The organism is Polaromonas sp., from assembly GCF_012927455.1.
Lineage (GTDB): Bacteria > Pseudomonadota > Gammaproteobacteria > Burkholderiales > Burkholderiaceae_C > Polaromonas.
The window spans coordinates 109,708-126,497 of the sequence record NZ_JABBPE010000008.1 but is presented as its reverse complement, the minus strand read 5'-3'; the positions used below and the strand labels follow the sequence as shown (position 1 = coordinate 126,497).

General features: G+C 61.0%; 14 protein-coding genes and 1 tRNA gene. 4 read left to right on the top strand and 11 right to left on the bottom strand.

Annotated features, from left to right (window positions below; genetic code table 11):
* Positions 1-1,500 carry a PAS domain S-box protein gene (locus HHJ18_RS09150; RefSeq protein ID WP_296915164.1) on the bottom strand — a complete coding sequence of 500 codons (1,500 nt, stop codon included), beginning with the start codon at positions 1,498-1,500 and terminating at the stop codon, positions 1-3.
* A 385-nt stretch (positions 1,501-1,885) separates the two neighbouring features.
* Positions 1,886-2,836 (bottom strand): LysR family transcriptional regulator, encoded by a 951-nt coding sequence (locus HHJ18_RS09145; RefSeq protein ID WP_296914245.1) that lies wholly within the window; start codon positions 2,834-2,836, stop codon positions 1,886-1,888.
* A 116-nt stretch (positions 2,837-2,952) separates the two neighbouring features.
* On the opposite strand from HHJ18_RS09145, the gene HHJ18_RS09140 reads away from it, so the two are divergent.
* The gene (locus HHJ18_RS09140; RefSeq protein ID WP_296914242.1) at positions 2,953-4,047 is read left to right on the top strand and encodes a tartrate dehydrogenase; all 1,095 of its coding nucleotides are present in this window, start codon (positions 2,953-2,955) and stop codon (positions 4,045-4,047) included.
* 61 nt (positions 4,048-4,108) lie between these two features.
* Positions 4,109-5,065, top strand: a complete 957-nt coding sequence (locus HHJ18_RS09135) for a tripartite tricarboxylate transporter substrate binding protein (RefSeq protein WP_296914240.1) — start codon at positions 4,109-4,111, stop codon at positions 5,063-5,065.
* 233 nt (positions 5,066-5,298) lie between these two features.
* Here the strand turns inward: HHJ18_RS09135 and HHJ18_RS09130 are convergent, their stop codons facing one another.
* Entirely contained in the window at positions 5,299-6,270 is a 972-nt protein-coding gene (locus HHJ18_RS09130) for a tripartite tricarboxylate transporter substrate binding protein (protein WP_296914238.1), read from the bottom strand.
* 176 nt (positions 6,271-6,446) lie between these two features.
* Between HHJ18_RS09130 and HHJ18_RS09125 the strand changes: the two genes are divergently transcribed.
* Positions 6,447-7,778 carry a glycerate kinase gene (locus HHJ18_RS09125; protein WP_296914235.1) on the top strand — a complete coding sequence of 444 codons (1,332 nt, stop codon included), beginning with the start codon at positions 6,447-6,449 and terminating at the stop codon, positions 7,776-7,778.
* On the opposite strand, the gene HHJ18_RS09120 is transcribed toward HHJ18_RS09125, so the two are convergent.
* Genes HHJ18_RS09120 through HHJ18_RS09100 form a run of 5 tightly spaced genes read right to left on the bottom strand, consistent with a single transcriptional unit; the run spans position 7,744 to position 12,065 of the window.
* On the bottom strand, positions 7,744-8,397 hold the full coding sequence (locus HHJ18_RS09120; protein ID WP_296914233.1) for a hypothetical protein: 654 nt from the start codon (positions 8,395-8,397) through the stop codon (positions 7,744-7,746). The genes HHJ18_RS09125 and HHJ18_RS09120 overlap by 35 nt on opposite strands.
* Positions 8,394-9,035, bottom strand: coding sequence for an SCO family protein (locus HHJ18_RS09115; protein WP_296914231.1), 642 nt, complete (start codon positions 9,033-9,035; stop codon positions 8,394-8,396). Before HHJ18_RS09115 ends, HHJ18_RS09120 begins: the two co-directional genes overlap by 4 nt.
* A gap of 53 nt (positions 9,036-9,088) precedes the next feature.
* Positions 9,089-9,697, bottom strand: coding sequence for a cytochrome c (locus HHJ18_RS09110; RefSeq protein WP_296914229.1), 609 nt, complete (start codon positions 9,695-9,697; stop codon positions 9,089-9,091).
* Between the two features lie 15 nt (positions 9,698-9,712).
* Entirely contained in the window at positions 9,713-10,423 is a 711-nt protein-coding gene (locus HHJ18_RS09105; RefSeq protein WP_296914225.1) for a cbb3-type cytochrome c oxidase subunit II, read from the bottom strand.
* The gene (locus HHJ18_RS09100; protein WP_296914222.1) at positions 10,413-12,065 is read right to left on the bottom strand and encodes a cbb3-type cytochrome c oxidase subunit I; all 1,653 of its coding nucleotides are present in this window, start codon (positions 12,063-12,065) and stop codon (positions 10,413-10,415) included. The genes HHJ18_RS09105 and HHJ18_RS09100 overlap by 11 nt, the downstream gene beginning before the upstream one ends.
* Positions 12,066-12,501: 436 nt before the next feature.
* On the opposite strand from HHJ18_RS09100, the gene HHJ18_RS09095 reads away from it, so the two are divergent.
* The gene (locus tag HHJ18_RS09095; RefSeq protein ID WP_296914219.1) at positions 12,502-13,764 is read left to right on the top strand and encodes an Nramp family divalent metal transporter; all 1,263 of its coding nucleotides are present in this window, start codon (positions 12,502-12,504) and stop codon (positions 13,762-13,764) included.
* Between the two features lie 34 nt (positions 13,765-13,798).
* Here HHJ18_RS09095 and HHJ18_RS09090 read toward each other — a convergent pair whose 3' ends face one another.
* From HHJ18_RS09090 to HHJ18_RS09080, 3 genes are all read right to left on the bottom strand, one after another.
* A complete protein-coding gene (locus tag HHJ18_RS09090) occupies positions 13,799-14,887 on the bottom strand; it encodes an aldo/keto reductase (RefSeq protein WP_296914217.1) in 1,089 nt (362 codons plus the stop codon).
* Positions 14,888-15,637: 750 nt separating this feature from the next.
* A tRNA-Thr gene (locus HHJ18_RS09085) sits at positions 15,638-15,713 on the bottom strand.
* Positions 15,714-15,738: 25 nt separating this feature from the next.
* Positions 15,739-16,746, bottom strand: a complete 1,008-nt coding sequence (locus tag HHJ18_RS09080) for a class 1 fructose-bisphosphatase (RefSeq protein WP_296914214.1) — start codon at positions 16,744-16,746, stop codon at positions 15,739-15,741.
* Positions 16,747-16,790 lie beyond the last annotated feature (44 nt).

Below are 16,790 nucleotides of genomic sequence, written 5' to 3'. Positions count from 1 at the left end.
TCAGCTCACCCGCAATCTGATGCGCAGTGTCGTGCCCTGACCCGGCGCGCCTTCGAGCGCTAACTCTCCGCCCAGGCTGCGCACCCGTTCATGCATTCCCAGCACGCCCCAGTGCCCCGTTTTATCAAGGTCTTCCCGGTTCAGCCCTTTGCCGTCATCGATAATTTTCACTTCGATCACCGCATCGTCCAGGCGTTTGGCGCGAAGAATAATCGACTGGGCTTCGGCGTGTTTAACGATATTGCTCAGGGCTTCCTGGACAACGCGAAACAGCGAAATTCCGACATTGTTGGACATCTTTAGATCCTCCAGATTGGGGCAGATGAGTATTTGACAGTTGAGCGCGCAACGCCTCGCCAGGCCCTCGGCGTACCACTCGATTGCACCCCACAGTCCTAGGTGGTCAAGCATCGGCGGACGCAAGTCAGAAATGATTGAGCGTGTCGATCTGATGGCGGCGTCCAGCGAGTCGCGCAGCTGTCCGACGCGTTCCAGACCGATGCCAGGCAACTGGGAAAGCCGGTTCACGTCGAACCTGAGCGCCGTCAGCTGCCCTCCGAGTTCGTCATGCAATTCTCGTGCGATACGGGAGCGTTCTGCCTCGCGCACGGATTCCTGATGCGCCGCCAGCTGCCGCAGCCGCTCGGTGATCACCCCAAGTTCTTCTTGCGCCGCCTTGCGCGTGCTGATGTCGCGAAGCAGCACGGTGAACAGGTGCCCGCCTCGCAACGCTATTTTGCTGACGACAAGTTCGAGCGGGAAAGTGCTCTGGTCCTTGCGCAGGCCCAGCACCTCCCGGCCGACTCCGCTAATGCCTTTCTTGCCGCTGACGAGGCATTGCTCTAACGTGCAGTCATTCGAGTATGTAAACGGACAGAGAAAGAGCATCAGAACGTTTTGACCAATGACCTCTTTGGCCCGATAGCCGAAGCTGCGCTCCGCCGCAAGATTGAAAGACTCAATGTGCCCTTCGCTCGAGACCATCGCCATGCCATCGAGCATGTGGTTGATCACGGCTTGACTGCGGGACCAGGTATCGTTGAGCTTCCTTTTGGCCTGTACGCGCTCGGTGCGGTCGGAGACTACAACAATCACGCCGGCAATCGCGCCTTCGTCATCTCGCCAGGGTGAGTAGGCCAGCATGGCCCAGACAAGGTCGCTTTCGTCGAACATGCGCGCATCACGGTTTCGGATGACCCGCGCCTGCCCGCTGGTACGGGCGAGCATGGCAGGTAGGGAGAAGCTTTCGCCTTTCATCGCACGCTGCAAGTTGCAGTCAATTTCCAAACCTTGCGAAGATGCAAAGAGGTCAAGAACCTGCTTGCCCAGGACTTCGTGCATTGCCAGGCCGGTCACCTTTTCCAGGCAAGGGTTCCATAGGACAAGGCGCAAATCATGGTCAAAGACAGCGACGCCTTCACGGACGTTGGCAGCAAGCGCTTGCGAAAGCTGACCGCTGTCGTTCAATGGACGGGCAAGTTGCTCACGATGATGTATCACTTCCAATTGGTTTCCTTTTGGCACCTTTGTGCGGTGGACACGGACCTGAATAGCTGGCGTTACAACCCGTTCCAATTAAAGCAAATTACGTATGGTCGTGACTCATATTAAGTGGTTACTTATCCTATTTTTAAGTAAAGTTTTGTGAAAACAACTTTGAGCACATTTTTTATTTTGTAACTATTTATAACTATAAAATGCCAAGAAAAAAGACATAAAAACCCATTTATTGCTCGAGAATACCAAATATTTCACGAATTTTGTTTAATTTATTCGGTTACATATTTGGTTCCTTGGTCCCTTGGGCGATCAGAATTTTTACTGCTTAGAATGTTTAGGTAACATTTTCTTACTGGCGATCCGTGTGCCAGTGATAAGCAAAACTTCAGTCACGGTGAGTCCGCTGCCGATCGCGTGTGCCGAGATTCAAAACCTCGAATGCCTTGGCAACGAAGTCCACAAACTCACGCACCCGCGCCGACGTGTGGTGGCGTTGCGTGTAAACAGCATAGATATCTGCGGGTGGAGTTTGAAAGTCCGGCAGCACCTGCAGCAAACGCCCGCTGCGCAGATAACGCGCCACGTCCCATTCGGCCCGCATCAAAATACCGTGCCCGTCGAGCGCCCAGTTGACTGCGATCTCACCGTCATTGGTGGCCAGATTGCCGCGGGTTTTAACCACTTCAACGCGCTGCCCGGCACCGCGCGTCGGCGTTAACCGCCAGACCCCGTAAGCCTCATCACCCTGGCGAATGCCAATGCAGTTGTGCTGCACCAGATCACGCGGCAGCGCGGGGCTGCCGTGCCGCTTCAGGTAGGCGGGGGCGGCCACCAGCAGCCGCCGGTTGCTGGCAATGCGGCGCGCCATCACGCGTGCGTCGGGTGGCTCGCCAAAGCGGATGCAGACGTCAAAGCTGTCGTCGGACAGCGCCGGTGGATTGACCGACAGCTGCAACTGCACTTCGACTTGCGGGTACTGGCGCACAAAGCGAGAGATCAGCGGCGCCACCTGGCTGCGCCCAAACCCCAGCGTGGCGTTGACGCGCAGCAAGCCGCTGGGTGTGCTGCGCGAGCCGCTGACGAGTTGCTCCATGTCGTGCAGTTCGGCCAGGATGCGGCGCGCGTGCAGCAAATAGAGTTCGCCCTCAGGCGTCAGGCCCATGCGCCGCGTGGTGCGGCTTACCAGCGTCACGCCCAGGCGGGCTTCCATGGCCGCCAGGCGTTTGCTAATGGCCGCCGTGCTGATGTCGAGTTCGCGCGCTGTGGCGCTCAGACTGCCGCAGCGCGACAAGCTGCTGAAAAAGCCAAGTTCATCGGGATGTGCGGGCAGTTTCATTGTTAACTTGAAGTTGAAAGTGATTTAAGTCTATCGGCTATTTTTTCAGAACGACCGTCTTAGAGTCGGGTCCTTGCAGGCGCCATCGTGCCCGGCCCCCTATGAAAGAACATGGCATGAAAACCTACCGCATCGCCGCAATCCCCGGAGACGGCATCGGCAAAGAAGTGGTGCCCGCAGGCCAGGCCGTGCTGCAGGCGCTGGCGGCGGCGCAAGGGAATTTCAACTTCGAATTCACGTCGTTTGATTGGGGCGGCGACTATTACCGCGAGCACGGCGTGATGATGCCCGAGGACGGGCTGGATGCGCTGCGCGGCATGGATGCGATTTTGTTCGGCTCAGCCGGCGACCCGCACATTCCGGACCACATCACGCTATGGGGTCTACGCCTGAAAATTTGCCAGGGCTTTGACCAGTACGCCAACGTGCGGCCGACGCGCATCCTGCCAGGTATCAAGTCACCGCTCGGGCGCTGCAAGCGCGAAGACTTGAACTGGGTCATCGTGCGTGAAAACTCCGAAGGCGAATATTCAGGCGTGGGTGGCCGGGTCCATCAGGGTCACCCGATTGAAGTGGCGACCGACGTTTGCATGATGACCCGTGTCGGTGTCGAGCGCATCATGCGTTTCGCTTTCAGGTTGGCACAGTCGCGGCCGCGCAGGCTGCTCACGGTGGTCACCAAATCCAACGCACAGCGCCACGCCATGGTGATGTGGGACGAGATTGCGCTGCAGATCAGTAGTGAATTTCCGGATGTTGCCTGGGACAAAGTATTGGTTGACGCCTGCACCGACCGCATGGTCAATCGTCCGGCATCGCTTGACACGCTGGTCGCGACCAATCTGCATGCCGACGTCTTGAGCGACCTGGCCGCCGCGCTGGCCGGCAGCCTGGGCATTGCGCCCACCGGCAACATCGACCCCGAGCGCCGTTACCCGTCGATGTTCGAGCCGATTCACGGCTCGGCTTTTGACATCATGGGTCAAGGCCTGGCCAACCCGGTCGGCACTTTTTGGTCAGGCGTGATGATGCTGGAGCATCTGGGCGAAGTCGCGGCCGCGCAGCGCCTGATGCGGGCCATCGAGGCCGTCACCGCCAACCCGGCCTTGCGTACCCGCGACCTTGGTGGACAGGCCGGTACTGAGGAAGTTACCAATGCAGTTTGCCGGCTGCTCGCGCAAGATGACGCGCAGCAGGCGATAGCTGGCTGATCGCCCGATGGCCTGAAGTAGCTTGACCCAGCCCTCGCCCCATAAAAAAGGAGACAGCCCCATGAAAATTGAAATCAGAAAATGGCTAGGCCTTGCGTGCCTGGTCGCAGTGCCCGCTGTCATGGCGCAAACCTGCCCCGACAAAAACCTGCTGTACTGGCAAGCCTTTCCGCCCGGCGGCGAGTCCGACCTGTCGGCGCGCCATCAGCAGGTGGTGCTGAAGAAAAAGTGCGCGGCGATTGAAACCGTCATCCAGTACAAGGCCGGCGCCGGCGGCGCGCTGATGTGGTCGCAGATGAACACCTTGCCGGGCGATGGGCTCAACGTAGTTGGCGTCAATCTGCCGCACATCGTGTTTCAACCGCTCGAGGGGCAGGTGCAATACAAGACGCAGGACATCACGCCGGTGTTCTGGTTTCACTACACGCCCGACATTCTGGTGGTGCCCGAGCAAAGCCCGATCAAAAATTTTGCCGACTTCATCAAAGCGGCCAAGGCAGACCCCGGCAAGCTGAGCCTGGGTGGCTCTGGCCAGAATTCTGCCAACCATGCGGCCCATGAGCGCATGAACGTGGCGTTCGGCGTCAAGACCATTTACGTGCCGTTCAAGGGCACAGGCGACATGGCTACCTCCGTCATGGGCGCGCAGGTCGACGGTGCGATGACTTACACCCCTTTTGCCATCAACAACAAGACCCGCATTCGCGCGCTTGCCGTGGCGATGGACCAACGCCACCCGCTGATGCCCGAGGTGCCGACCTTCAAGGAACTCGGCGTGGACTGGGTCGACGGCGCCTACCGCGGCATTGGCGTGCCCAAGAGCACGCCGCCCGAGGCCCGCAAGAAGATTTCCGAGATGTGGGCCGCGCTTAACAATGACCCCGAGATGAAAGAACTCGCGGCCAAAAACGGTTTTGAGCTGGTCAACGTGGGTGTCGACCAGATGGACGTGTTCATGAAGGATAAAACGCGTCTGTATACCGAAAGTGCGCAGCGGCTGGGCCTGGGTAAAAAGTAAGCGCGGGCGCACTGCGGGGCGTTGCTGCTCGCTTTTCCGCTTTTCCGCTTTCCCTGTTTGCCGGTTTGCCGCTGGCGGGCGGCGCGTCCCTCCACCTTGCGCTACAGGCAGAGTTGGCACAGCGCTGTAGTTGCTATTAATTCGATAGCTGCTTGCGCCCGTACCACATGGGCTAGAGCCGTTTTTAATGCATAAATTACGGGGGGTCATGACCTCCGGGGCAGAACCTTGGCTCAGTCAGCAGTAATGCCCGCCGTCTTGATGGTCTTGGCCCAGAACTCGGTTTCGCGCCGCACCAAGGCTTCAAGCTCGGCCGGCGGAAGGTAGCGCAGATCAATTCCCGCCGCAGCGGAGCGTGTCTTGATTTCCGGCAGATCCAGCGCCTGCTTGATAGACGCGGACAGCTTGTTCACGACATCCGCAGGGGTGCCGGCCGGGGCGAAGACGCCGACCCAGGCTTCCAGCTCAAAGCCACTAAGTCCGGCTTCGGCCGTCGTCGGCACGGCAGGCAGGCCAGGGTGGCGCGTTTTTCCGGCAACAGCCAAACCCTTGAGCTTGCCGGCCTGCACATGACCCATCACCGAAGGCGGGGTGGTGATGAAGATCTGAACCTGGCCCGACAGCACGTCCTGGATGGCCGGCCCTGAACCCCGGTAGGGAATGTGAACCATGCTGGTGCCGGTTTGCAGCTTGAACATCTCGGTGCCGATGTGCGACAGCGAGCCGTTACCCTGCGACGCGTAGCTCAGCTTGCCGGGGTTGGCCTTGAGGTAGGCGATAAATTCCTTGAGGTTGTTGGCTGGCACGGAAGGATGGGTGGCGATGACGTTGGTTGCCACCGTGATCAGGGCGACCGGCATGAGGTCTTTTTGCGCCCAGGAAAGCTTGGACGAGAGCGCCGGGTTGCCCACATGGTAGGCCGAATAGGAGGTCAGCAGGGTATAGCCATCAGGGTTGGCGCGGGCCACCTGCGCATAGGCCACGTTGCCACTGCCGCCGCCTTTGTTGTCCACCACCACTGTCTGGTTCATGACCCGGGACAGTGGCTCGCTAAGCAGGCGCGCCGATGCGTCGACAAAACCGCCGGGCGGATTGGGCACCACCAGGGTGATCGGCTTGGCAGGGAAGGCCTGCGCCAGCGCCAGGCTGCTGAACAGCAAGGCGCAGCCGGCGAGCGCGAGGTGTCGGACTGGATTTGTTTTCATGCTTGTCTCTTTCAGTTTGTTGTGCTGGGATTATCGAGCGATTGTTCATTTTTGGCCGGAGGGCGGCGGTGGTCTGAACTTTGTTCATTCGAGGACTGAATCGATTGTGAAAGGAGGTCAGTGGCAAATGGATGCACCCATTGGATTTCGGCACAATGCGCGCAGGAGATATCGCAATGACTGCACCCCTGTCCGCACCCGATCCCACCACCCAGCCGCGCCAGTTCCTCGAATACCTGTACCACGCCGCCGTCACGCGCGCCCTGCCGCTGCACAACACCGCCGCGTATCTGCCCCAGCCGCCTAAGGGGCGCACCATCGTGCTGGGCGCTGGCAAGGCCGGCGGCTCGATGGCACAGGCGGTCGAGGCGCATTGGCCAGCTGACGCGCCGCTAGGCGGCCTGGTTGTTACGCGGTATCACCACATTCCTCCACGTCCCGCCGGTTTGCCGCAACGCATCGAGGTTGTCGAAGCCTCCCATCCGGTGCCCGACGCGGCCGGTCTGGCCGCCGCTCAGCGCATCCTGGCGCTGACGCAGGGACTGACGAAGGACGACCTGGTGCTGTGCCTGATCTCGGGTGGTGGCTCGGCGCTGCTGACCTTGCCGGTTGAGGGCTTGAGCCTGCAAGAGAAACAGGGCATCAACCAGGCATTACTTGACAGCGGCGCCAACATCGGCGAGATGAACTGCGTGCGCAAGCACCTTTCGCGCATCAAGGGCGGCCGGCTGGCTGCGGCCTGCGCGCCCGCGCGTGTTGTCACGCTGACCATCAGTGACGTACCGGGCGACGACCCGTCCGTCATTGCCAGCGGCCCGACGGTGCCGGACGCCAGCAGCTGCGCCGACGCGCTGGCCATCCTCAAGCGTTACGCCATAGCCGTGCCGGCTGGCGTGCGGGCACAGCTTGAAAGCGGCGTGTTTGAGACCCCCAAGCCCGGCCACCCGGCCTTCAACGGCCATGCGGTGCAGCTGATTGCCACACCGCAGCAAAGCCTGGAAGCGGCTGCCGCGGCGGCCCGGGCCGCGGGATTGAGCGCCTACATCCTGAGCGACGAGATGGAAGGCGAGTCGCGCGAAGTCGGCAAGGTGCACGCGGCACTGGCGCGCGCCGTGGCGAAAAAGGGCCAGCCCTTCCAAAAACCTTGCGTGATTTTGAGTGGCGGCGAGACCACGGTCACCATCAGGCCCCGCCAGCCGGGTGCGGCCAAAGGACGCGGCGGGCGTGCCGGTGAGTTTTGCATGGGTCTGGCGCTGGCCTTGCAGGGGCAGGCCGGCGTGTACGCGCTGGCGGCAGACACCGACGGCATAGACGGTGTTGAAGACAATGCCGGTGCTTTTGTGGCGCCCGACACGCTGCAGCGCGCGCTGGCATCCGGCATGAAGCTGGATGCCTACCTGGACCGCAACGATGCCTACGGCTTCTTCGAGCGCCTGGGCGATCTGCTCATCACCGGGCCGACGCACACCAATGTCAACGACTTTCGGGCGCTGCTGATTCTGCAGTGACGGCGCGGGCAGCTGTTGAGTCTGGCAAGGCGAAAACAGCTTCTCTTTGCATCAAGGTACGCACCAGCATTGCCCCCCACGCCAGCGCGATGCCCGCCGACAGCCAGATCAGCAACTGCCCCAGCCGCGCCTGATCACCCAGCAGGTAGGCGTTGCAGACGCGCACCGGCGAGCTTGCATACAGGTTGCCGACGACGGCCATCATCGGCAGCACATTGCCCAGATAAAAGCCTTGCACCAGCAGCCCTGCGGGCCGCCAGGACAGGCGCAGTGCCGCTCCGCAGAAAACCAGTGCCAGCGCTTTGGCCAGGGCGATGCGTCCATCAACCAAAGCCAGGTCGAGCACGCGCGGAATCATCAGGATGGAAAGAATCATGGCGCTGGCAAACAAGCCCGCGATGCCGTGGGCATTCCAGCGCTGCAGGCGCGCGAGCAAGCGCGGCGGCAAGGCGGCGGCAAGCAAGCAACCGGCCAGCGCCAGCAGGGGGTACTGCAGCAGCATATGCGTGCTCATGCTGGCTTCCAGCGCCTGCCTTGCCACGGGCAGGGCCAGCAGGGCCAGCAACGCCAAGGCCGCCAAAGCGCCCAGCCGGGCCGGCAGTGATGGCCCGGCTTTCATGGCTCGCTGCGGCCCGCCAGATAGCGTGCGTAGTTGAGCGCCAGCTGCTGCTCGGCGACATCAAAAATGCGCACCAGCCGGCCTTGTTGGTCCAGCACCAGCAGCGCGGCGTTGTGCTCGAAATCACCGCGCCCATCGGGCACCACCACGACCTGAAAAGCAGCCAGCAGGCGCTGATTTTCCTGCGCGTCCGGCACTCGCACAAAACGCCACACGTCCGTGTCGGCGCCCATGCGCGCGGCGTAGGCCTGCAGCAGCTGCGGGCTGTCGTGCTGCCCATCAAAGCTGATGGACAGCAAGCGCACATGCTCGGCAGAGGCATCGGTTTTTCTTGCCGCTTGCAGCGTGGCCTGCATCTGCTGGTAAACACTGCCCAGCGCCAGGCATACCGTCAGGCAACGCGTGTAGACAAAGTCAACCAGGGTGACTGCCTGCCCATCGGCCAGCCATTGCGCCAGCGGCTGGCGTGCTACGCCTGGGCCGTCAACCTGCACCAAAGGCGTGGCAACAGGCGACAGGGCCACTTCGAGGCGGCGCGCGCCCTCGGCGGTCCAGACCTGAAAATCGTGCGTCAACCAGGCCGCGCTGCCATAGCTGGCCAGCGCCAGGCAGATGCTCAGTAGCGCAGTGCGAAGCATGGCGTGGGGCGGCACTGCCGGGCTGGTCGTGGCATGAGGATCAAGGCGCCTTCTTAAGGTGATTTAGGCGGCAGCGCCTTCAGCTCGGCGCCGCCATTGAAGGGCGTGCTGCGGCTGCTGGCCTTGCGTTCGGCTACAAACATTTCTGACGTAATGGCGCCGGCCTTGTTGGTCCATTCGCTGCGTATGTAGCTGGTGACGGCCGCCAGTTCGGCATCACTGAGCTGCTTGAAGGGCGGCATGGCGCCCTTGTAGCTCGCGCCCATCACCGATATCTCCCCGCTGATTCCGTGCAGCAGGATGTTGACAAGAATTCGCTCATCGCCCGTTACCCATTCAGAGCCGTCCAGCGGCGGAAAGACGCCCGGCAAACCTTTGCCGGTGGCCTGATGGCAGCTCACGCAATTGGCGCTGAACAACTGCTTGCCATCAGCCGCGGCGGCCTTGGCGCCCGCTGCCGGAGCCGACAGATCAGTCAGCGTGCGCCGGTCGCCCAGATCAGACCTGCCAAAAGAGTCCGAAAAAAGAATGTAGACGCCGCCCCACAGCACCAGCGCCGCCGAAAAGATGAGAAACAGCCGCGGAATCGGCTGACTGCGCTCGGACGGCTCCGCCTGCTCGCGCTCTTGTGCGCGGCGCTGTTCGGGGGTCTCGTTCACCATGGGTTCACCTTGCGTTCAGGGTTTGGTAGCGGGCGCGGAGGCAGGTGTGGCCGCCGGCGCAGAAGCCGGCGTAGCAGGCGGCGCACTAGCCGGAGCGGAAGCCGGCGCAGTAGCCGGAGTGGAAGCCGCAACAGGCAGCGGTGGCAGCAGCGGATAGCTGTGGTTCAGGCCCTGCAGGTACTTGACCAGATCCAGCGCCTGGGGTGTCGGCACCACGACCCGGCCCAAGTCCGGGCCGTAAGCCGGCGGCAGGGTCAGCGGCTGCTCGCCTTCTGCCTCGGCGTCCTTCGCATCCTTTACTGTAAACAGGAAGGGGAAGGCCGGCATGATGGAACCCGGCACATAGGCCCTGGGTTGATACAGGTGGCCGAGATGCCAGTCCTTGCTCGGCTGGCGCGCGCCAATGTTGAACAAATCCGGCCCGGTGCGCATGCTGCCCAGCAGGTGCGGCTTGTCGTAAAAGTAGTCGCCGGGCGCCGAGGCACGGCCCCAGCCGCGTGCCGCGTCAGGCCCGAAGTTGCGGTCACGCGGCTGCTGGGTGTGGCAATAGACGCAGCCGTTGGAAATGTAAACCTGGCGTCCGCGCAGCTGAGCGCTGGTGTAGGCCTTCAGGCCAGGCGGCGGCTTGATGTCGCGCACCTGCAGGTAGGGCATCACCACCAACGCCGCCGTGGCAATGCCCAGCGCCACCATCGCGCCAGAAGCCAGCTTGACTTCATTTTCCACGGACAAGCTCCATTTCATTCTGCTGCCAGAACAGTGCGGCGCCAGCGCGGGTCGGACCAAAGCGCAGCGCCATCACCAGAAAATGCCCGACAAAAACAAGGTGGCCCAGCACCATCAGCGAGCCGCCCAGCGTGCGCCACTTCAGGTAAGGCAGGGTTAGCGTCACCGATTCCATGAAGGGCCTGGCCGCGTCCAGCATGGCCAGGCCTTGCAGCCAGCCGCCTATCGTCAGCCCGACAAAGTAGATCGAGATGCCGATCGCCGCCAGCCAGAAATGCAACGTGATCAGCCGCGGATACGGCCACTCCCAATTCAGCACGCGCGGCATCATGAAATAGATCGCACCAAACAGCACCATGGTCACAAACGCATAGGCGCCCAGATGCGCGTGCGCCACCGTGAAGTGCGTGAAGTGCGCCACCTGGTTAACGCTGCGTAGCGCCTCGAACGAGCCCTGCAGCGACGACGCCAGGTACATCAGCCCGCCAAACATCATGAAGCGCAACGTAGGCGAGTAGCGCGCCAGATGCATGCGCCCCTTCATGGTCTGCCCCATGTTGATGCTGAACGCCAGCACGGGGATCACCATCATGATGCTTTGCACGATGGACAGCGTTGTCAGCCAGCCCGGCACTGGCCCGCCAATCAGGTGGTGGCCGCCCACCTGGCCATAGAAAAATGCCAATGTCCAAAAACCCAGCAGCGACAGGTTGTACGAACGTATCGGACGGCCGATGATTTTCGGCAAAAAGTAGTAAATCGCCCCAACGCTGACCGGTGTGAACCACAGCCCCAGCACGTTGTGCCCGTACCACCAGTTGGTGGTGGCCTGCTGCACGCCGGTGTGCACGCCCGGCAGCTTGCCAACCAGAAACAGCAACGCAATCCACAGCAGCGCCGCCACCATGTACCAGACGCTGACGTACAGGTGCGCTACCTTGCGATTGACCAGCGTGAACAACACCGGCAGGATCACCAGCGCAAAGCCGACAAATATGAAGATGGCGATTTGCCATGGAATCTCCAGGTATTCCATGCCATCGCTCCAGCCTGTGGCCACCGCCCCTATGCCGCCGGCAATGCCCATGTTGATCAGCGCGCCGCCCAGCATGGCCCAAATCGCACCGTGTAACGGCGTGCGCAGCAGGCGCGGCAGCAGCCACAGCATCATGCCCAACGCGGCATTGGTGATCCAGCCGTAAAGCACTGCGGTCAGGTGCACCGTGCGGATGCGGCCAAACGTCATCCAGGCCTGGCTCACCAGCCAGTCGGGCTCGTGCAGCTTGATTGACGATATCAAGCCAGCCAGCGAGCCGACGACCAGCCACAGGCACGCAAAGGTGATGAACATGAACACCGGAAAAGCCGTGGACCGGTCCGACGCGATGCGGTCCAGCAGCTCGGATGCGTCGGCGGCGTGCGGTTGGGTTCCGCCCTTTTTAACCGCCCGCTGCATGGAGTCCTGCTCAGTGCCCGCAAGCGCCGGATCGTCCACCTGGCCGATCTCGCCGCGCGCGAAAATAACCGAAGCCGCTGCCGGGTTCTCATCCAGCAGGCCCTTGCGCAACGACCAGATGAAAACAAACAAGCCGATGATGGACAGCAAAAATGCGCCCAGCAAACTCAAGATGGCGCTGTCCATCACCAGGCTCCTACCAGGTTTCTGCAATGCCGTGGAAAGGCCCGTGCCGCCCACCAGGAGTTGAAGTTACCAAGTTTTTCAAACGTCATGATTGCTCCGATTTAAGCCGCCCGCCAATGTGGCTTGGCGGCAGACTGCAGCAGAAGCTTCTAGTATTGCCGTGTCTAGACGCTTGCGAAAATTTCTCATCCTGCCTTCTAACTGCGGCCGCTTATCATGGGGAAAAAACGCCAAGAAGGCAATCCGAAAATGCCTGTCCCCGTGTAAGCCAACGGCGCATGCGCTGCCGGGGCGTCAAAGCTGGCGAAGTTCCGACGAATGGCTCCAAAGTGCTATGTTTTTAATAGCTGGTAACGCCCGTAAACATTGGGCTATGGCCATTTTTATTAGGTAAATTTAACCGCAAATGCCACCACGCCGTGGTAGGCTCGCGGCCATGTTAAAACGTATTCCCTCCTTTTTGCGCCACGTTGGTCCGGGTGTCATCACCGGCGCTGCCGACGACGACCCGTCCGGCATTGCCACCTACACCCAGGCGGGCGCGCAGTTCGGCACCGGGCTGCTCTGGACGGTATTCTTGTCGCTGCCTTTCATGATCGCCATCCAGCTGGTCAGCGCCAGAATTGGGCGCGTCACCGGCAAGGGTGTGGCCGCCAACCTGCGCGAACACACGCCGCGCCCTTTTCTCATGACTATGGTGGCGCTGCTGGTGATAGCAAACACCATCAACATCGCGGCCGACATTGCCGCCATGGGCGAGGCACTGCAGCTGGTGGTGGGTGGCGGTGAACACTTTCACGCGGTGGCTTTTGGCGTGATCACCGTGTTGCTTCAGGTGTTTGTGCCCTACCGCAAGCTGGCACCCATCCTGAAATGGCTGACGCTGTTTTTGTTTGCCTACGTCGTGGCGGTATTCATGGTGAAGGTGCCTTGGGCTCAGGTCCTTCACGATCTGGTGATTCCCAAGCTGCAATGGACCTCGGCCTACTGGATGATGATTGTGGCGCTGCTGGGCACCACGATTTCGCCTTACCTCTTCTTTTGGCAGGCCTCGCAGGAAGTCGAGGAGCTGCGTCTGAAGGGCGCGGGGCACGGCACCGAAGCAGAAATTCGCCATGACCTGCGGCGCGTCAAGCGCGACACCTACATCGGCATGTTTTTCTCCAACGGCATTGCGTTCTTTGTCATGGTGCTGGGCGCCGTCGTGCTGTATGCCGCCGGCATTCGCGATGTCACCTCGGCAGCGCAGGCGGCGCAGGCGCTGCGCCCGCTGGCCGGGGAATTTGCCTTTGCCCTGTTTGCCGGCGGCATCATTGCCACTGGCCTGCTGGCAGTGCCGGTGCTGGCGTCCTCGGCCGCCTATGCGGTGGCCGAAGCATTTGACTGGACCGAGGGACTGGAGCGCCAGTGGTTTGAAGCCAAGCAGTTTTACGCGGTCATTGTGATTGCCACCCTGGTGGGCACCGGCCTGGACTTCACCCCCATCGACCCCATGAAAGCGCTCTACTGGAGCGCTGTGATCAACGGCGTCGTGGCGGCGCCCATCATGGTCGGCCTGATGCTGCTGGCCAGCAAGAAGTCGGTGATGGGAAATTTCACCTCGGGGCTCAAGACCACCTGGTTTGGCTGGGGCGGGGCGGCGGTGATGGGGTTTGCGGTGCTGATGATGCTGCAGGATTTGGTGCGGCAATTTTGGTAGCCAAGCGCGGGGCGCCGCCCGCCATTCAGCCCTTTCAGCCCCGCAGGCCAACGCTTCTGGCGTCGGCCATCTGCTTGCGCCGGTATTCGCCTTGCCGCTCGAACATCCAGCCCGGGTATTCCGGCGCAAGGGCGCTGGCGTCGTTGATCTGCTGAAGCTCGGCCGGGCTTAGCGCCAGCGCCGTCGCCGCAATATTGTCGGCAAGCTGTTCGGGCCGTTTGGCGCCGACGATGACGCTGCTCACCTGTGGCTGGTGCAGCAGCCAGGCCAGCGCAACGCGCGCCACCGACACCTCATGTGCCTGCGCAATCGGGCGCATCACGTCGATGCAGGTCCATGCTTTTTCTTTGTCCACAGGCGGGAAATCAAAGGCCATGCGCCTGCCGCCTCCCTCGGCCTGCGGCTGCTGGGGGATGGTCGGCTGGCCTTCCTGCTCTCTGGGGTATTTTCCGCTCAGGAAACCACCGGCAAGCGGGCTCCACACCATCAGCCCAAGACCTTCGCTGCGCAGCATCGGGATCAGCTCTCGCTCCAGGTCGCGCCCGGCCACGCTGTAGTAGGCCTGCAGCGACTCAAAGCGTGAAAGTCCAAGGCGCTCGGCAATGCCCAGCGCCTTAACGATCTGCCAAGCCGCCCAGTTGGAGACGCCGACATAACGCACATGGCCGTGCCGCACCAGCTGATCCAGCGCACGCATGGTTTCTTCGATGGGCGTGGCGGGGTCAAAGCCGTGCACCTGGTATAGGTCGATGTGGTCTAGCTGCAACCGCTTTAAGCTGGCCTTGACGCCGTCCAGAATGTGGTTGCGCGACAGGCCGCGCGCATTCGGGCCATCGCCCATGCCGCCAAACACCTTGCTCGCCACCACCACGTTCTCGCGCGGAATCTTCAGGTTTTTCAGCGCCTGGCCGGTGATCTGCTCCGACACGCCTTCCGCGTAAACGTCTGCCGTATCAATGAAGTTAATACCAGCGTCCAGCGCTTGGCCGATCAGCTTTTCAGCCTCGCTCTGCTGCAAGGCGCCGATCTGGCGCCACATGCCTTCAGCGCCGCCAAAAGTCATGGTGCCGAGGCAAAGCTCGGAAACAAAAAGGCCGGTGCGGCCAAGTGGATTAAGGCGCATGTGAATAGACTCCAGTGAGGGTGTTGATGAGGCCGGGCGGTTTTGCCCAGGGTTGCCTGCCAGCATAAGCGGCGTTGGCCGGTGCTGCAGAAGGATCCACGGCTTTCCGATGGGCCGTAATGGGAATTGTCAGGGCCACTGATCGCCCACCCCTGCCCCGGCGATGGGTTCCCGTGGGGGTGATTGCCGCCGTGTCTGCGCTGGCGACTGCCCTTTATGGCCGTAACAAAATGGAAGCCAAAAAAAAGGAGGATGCGATGGACACAACTAAAATTAGTTTGCAGCTGTGGGTGCAGACTGCGTGTTCTTTATCGGCTTTTGGATTTATTGCGGGCTGCGCTGGTTCAACCGATGTGGTGCCCTCAGGACCGGAAACGTATAGGGTGGCAAGTGATGGCACTATGGGGTGGTCATCTGGGGGAGCTTAGAAGGCCAAAGCATTTCAGCAAGCCTTAGATTTTTTGTAAAAGCAAAGGAAAACCAACGCAGCCGATAGGCACGAAAGAAGCCCCCGGCGGTTTTGGTCAGATTGCTGCTGAAGAAGTCGAATTTCGCTGTATCGCGTCTTAGTAGCGAGAAGTCGAACCGGCCTTAGAAAGCAAACGCTGTCAATGCAAGCCCGCCGCGTGCGGGTTTTCTTTCGTCTGGTGTTAGGGCTGCAGTTGAGCAAGTTGCCTACAGATCGCCTGCGGGCCTGCCAAAGAAAAAAAGTTCACTACTAAATTAATAGCAATGAACCCCTATCTGTACTGGTGCCGGAGAGATGAATCGAACACCCGACCTTCTCATTACGAATGAGCTGCTCTACCAACTGAGCTACACCGGCATAAGCTTTTGATTATAGCTGGCGTTCAGGGCTTGCCGTGGTAGGAGGTGGCCCTTTCGACTTCATTTTTGGAGCCCAGTATCACGCTGACGCGCTCGTGCAGCTTGCCGGGCTGGATGTCCAGAATGCGTTGCCGGCCGTTGGTGGCTGCCCCGCCCGCCTGCTCGATCAGCCAGCTCATGGGGTTGGCTTCGTACATCAGGCGCAGCTTGCCGGCCTTTTCGGGCTCGCGCTTGTCCCAGGGGTACAAAAACACGCCGCCGCGGGTCAGGATGCGGTGCACGTCGGCCACCATGGAGGCGACCCAGCGCATGTTGAAGTCCTTGCCCCGCGGGCCGTCTTTGCCCTGAAGGCACTCGTCGATATAGCGTTTGACGGGCGTGTCCCAGTGGCGCATGTTGCTCATATTGATGGCAAATTCCTGGGTGTCCTCGGGGATTTGCAGGTTTTCCTCGGTCAATACAAAGGAGCCCTGTTCGCGGTCCAGCGTGAACATGGCGACGCCGTCGCCCACCGTCAGCACCAAGGTAGCCTGCGGGCCATAGACGCAGTAGCCGGCGGCAACTTGCTTGCTGCCTGGCTGCAAAAAGTCTTTTTCTTCCACACCCTCCGCGCCATCGGGCTTCTTGAGTACGCTGAAGATGGTGCCAATACTGACGTTCACATCGATGTTGCTGGAGCCGTCCAGCGGATCGAACAGCAGCAGGTATTCACCCTGAGGATAGCGGTTGGGCACCAGGTGAATGCTGTCCATTTCTTCTGACGCCATGGCCGCCAGGTGGCCGCCCCATTCGTTGGCCTCAATCAGCACCTCGTTGGCGATGATGTCGAGCTTTTTCTGGATTTCACCCTGCACGTTTTCGCTGCCTGCGCTTCCCATGGCCTCGCCCAGCGCGCCTTTGTTGACGGCGTGGCTGATGCTTTTGCAAGCGCGGGCCACGACTTCCAGCAGCAGGCGCAGTTCGGGCGGGATGTGGCCGGCTATGCGTTGCTGTTCAACCAGATAGCGGGTGAGGGATATCTTCTTCGCCATAACTTTAGGCTCCTTTCAAGGTGTGAACAGATAAATTAACGCGC

Coding starts and splice junctions, on each gene's coding strand:
- HHJ18_RS09145 (WP_296914245.1), bottom strand. CDS start 2,836: ATGAAACTGCCCGCACATCCCGATGAACTTGGCTTTTTCAGCAGCTTG.
- HHJ18_RS09140 (WP_296914242.1), top strand. CDS start 2,953: ATGAAAACCTACCGCATCGCCGCAATCCCCGGAGACGGCATCGGCAAA.
- HHJ18_RS09135 (WP_296914240.1), top strand. CDS start 4,109: ATGAAAATTGAAATCAGAAAATGGCTAGGCCTTGCGTGCCTGGTCGCA.
- HHJ18_RS09130 (WP_296914238.1), bottom strand. CDS start 6,270: ATGAAAACAAATCCAGTCCGACACCTCGCGCTCGCCGGCTGCGCCTTG.
- HHJ18_RS09125 (WP_296914235.1), top strand. CDS start 6,447: ATGACTGCACCCCTGTCCGCACCCGATCCCACCACCCAGCCGCGCCAG.
- HHJ18_RS09120 (WP_296914233.1), bottom strand. CDS start 8,397: ATGAAAGCCGGGCCATCACTGCCGGCCCGGCTGGGCGCTTTGGCGGCC.
- HHJ18_RS09115 (WP_296914231.1), bottom strand. CDS start 9,035: ATGCTTCGCACTGCGCTACTGAGCATCTGCCTGGCGCTGGCCAGCTAT.
- HHJ18_RS09110 (WP_296914229.1), bottom strand. CDS start 9,697: ATGGTGAACGAGACCCCCGAACAGCGCCGCGCACAAGAGCGCGAGCAG.
- HHJ18_RS09100 (WP_296914222.1), bottom strand. CDS start 12,065: ATGGACAGCGCCATCTTGAGTTTGCTGGGCGCATTTTTGCTGTCCATC.
- HHJ18_RS09095 (WP_296914219.1), top strand. CDS start 12,502: ATGTTAAAACGTATTCCCTCCTTTTTGCGCCACGTTGGTCCGGGTGTC.
- HHJ18_RS09090 (WP_296914217.1), bottom strand. CDS start 14,887: ATGCGCCTTAATCCACTTGGCCGCACCGGCCTTTTTGTTTCCGAGCTT.
- HHJ18_RS09080 (WP_296914214.1), bottom strand. CDS start 16,746: ATGGCGAAGAAGATATCCCTCACCCGCTATCTGGTTGAACAGCAACGC.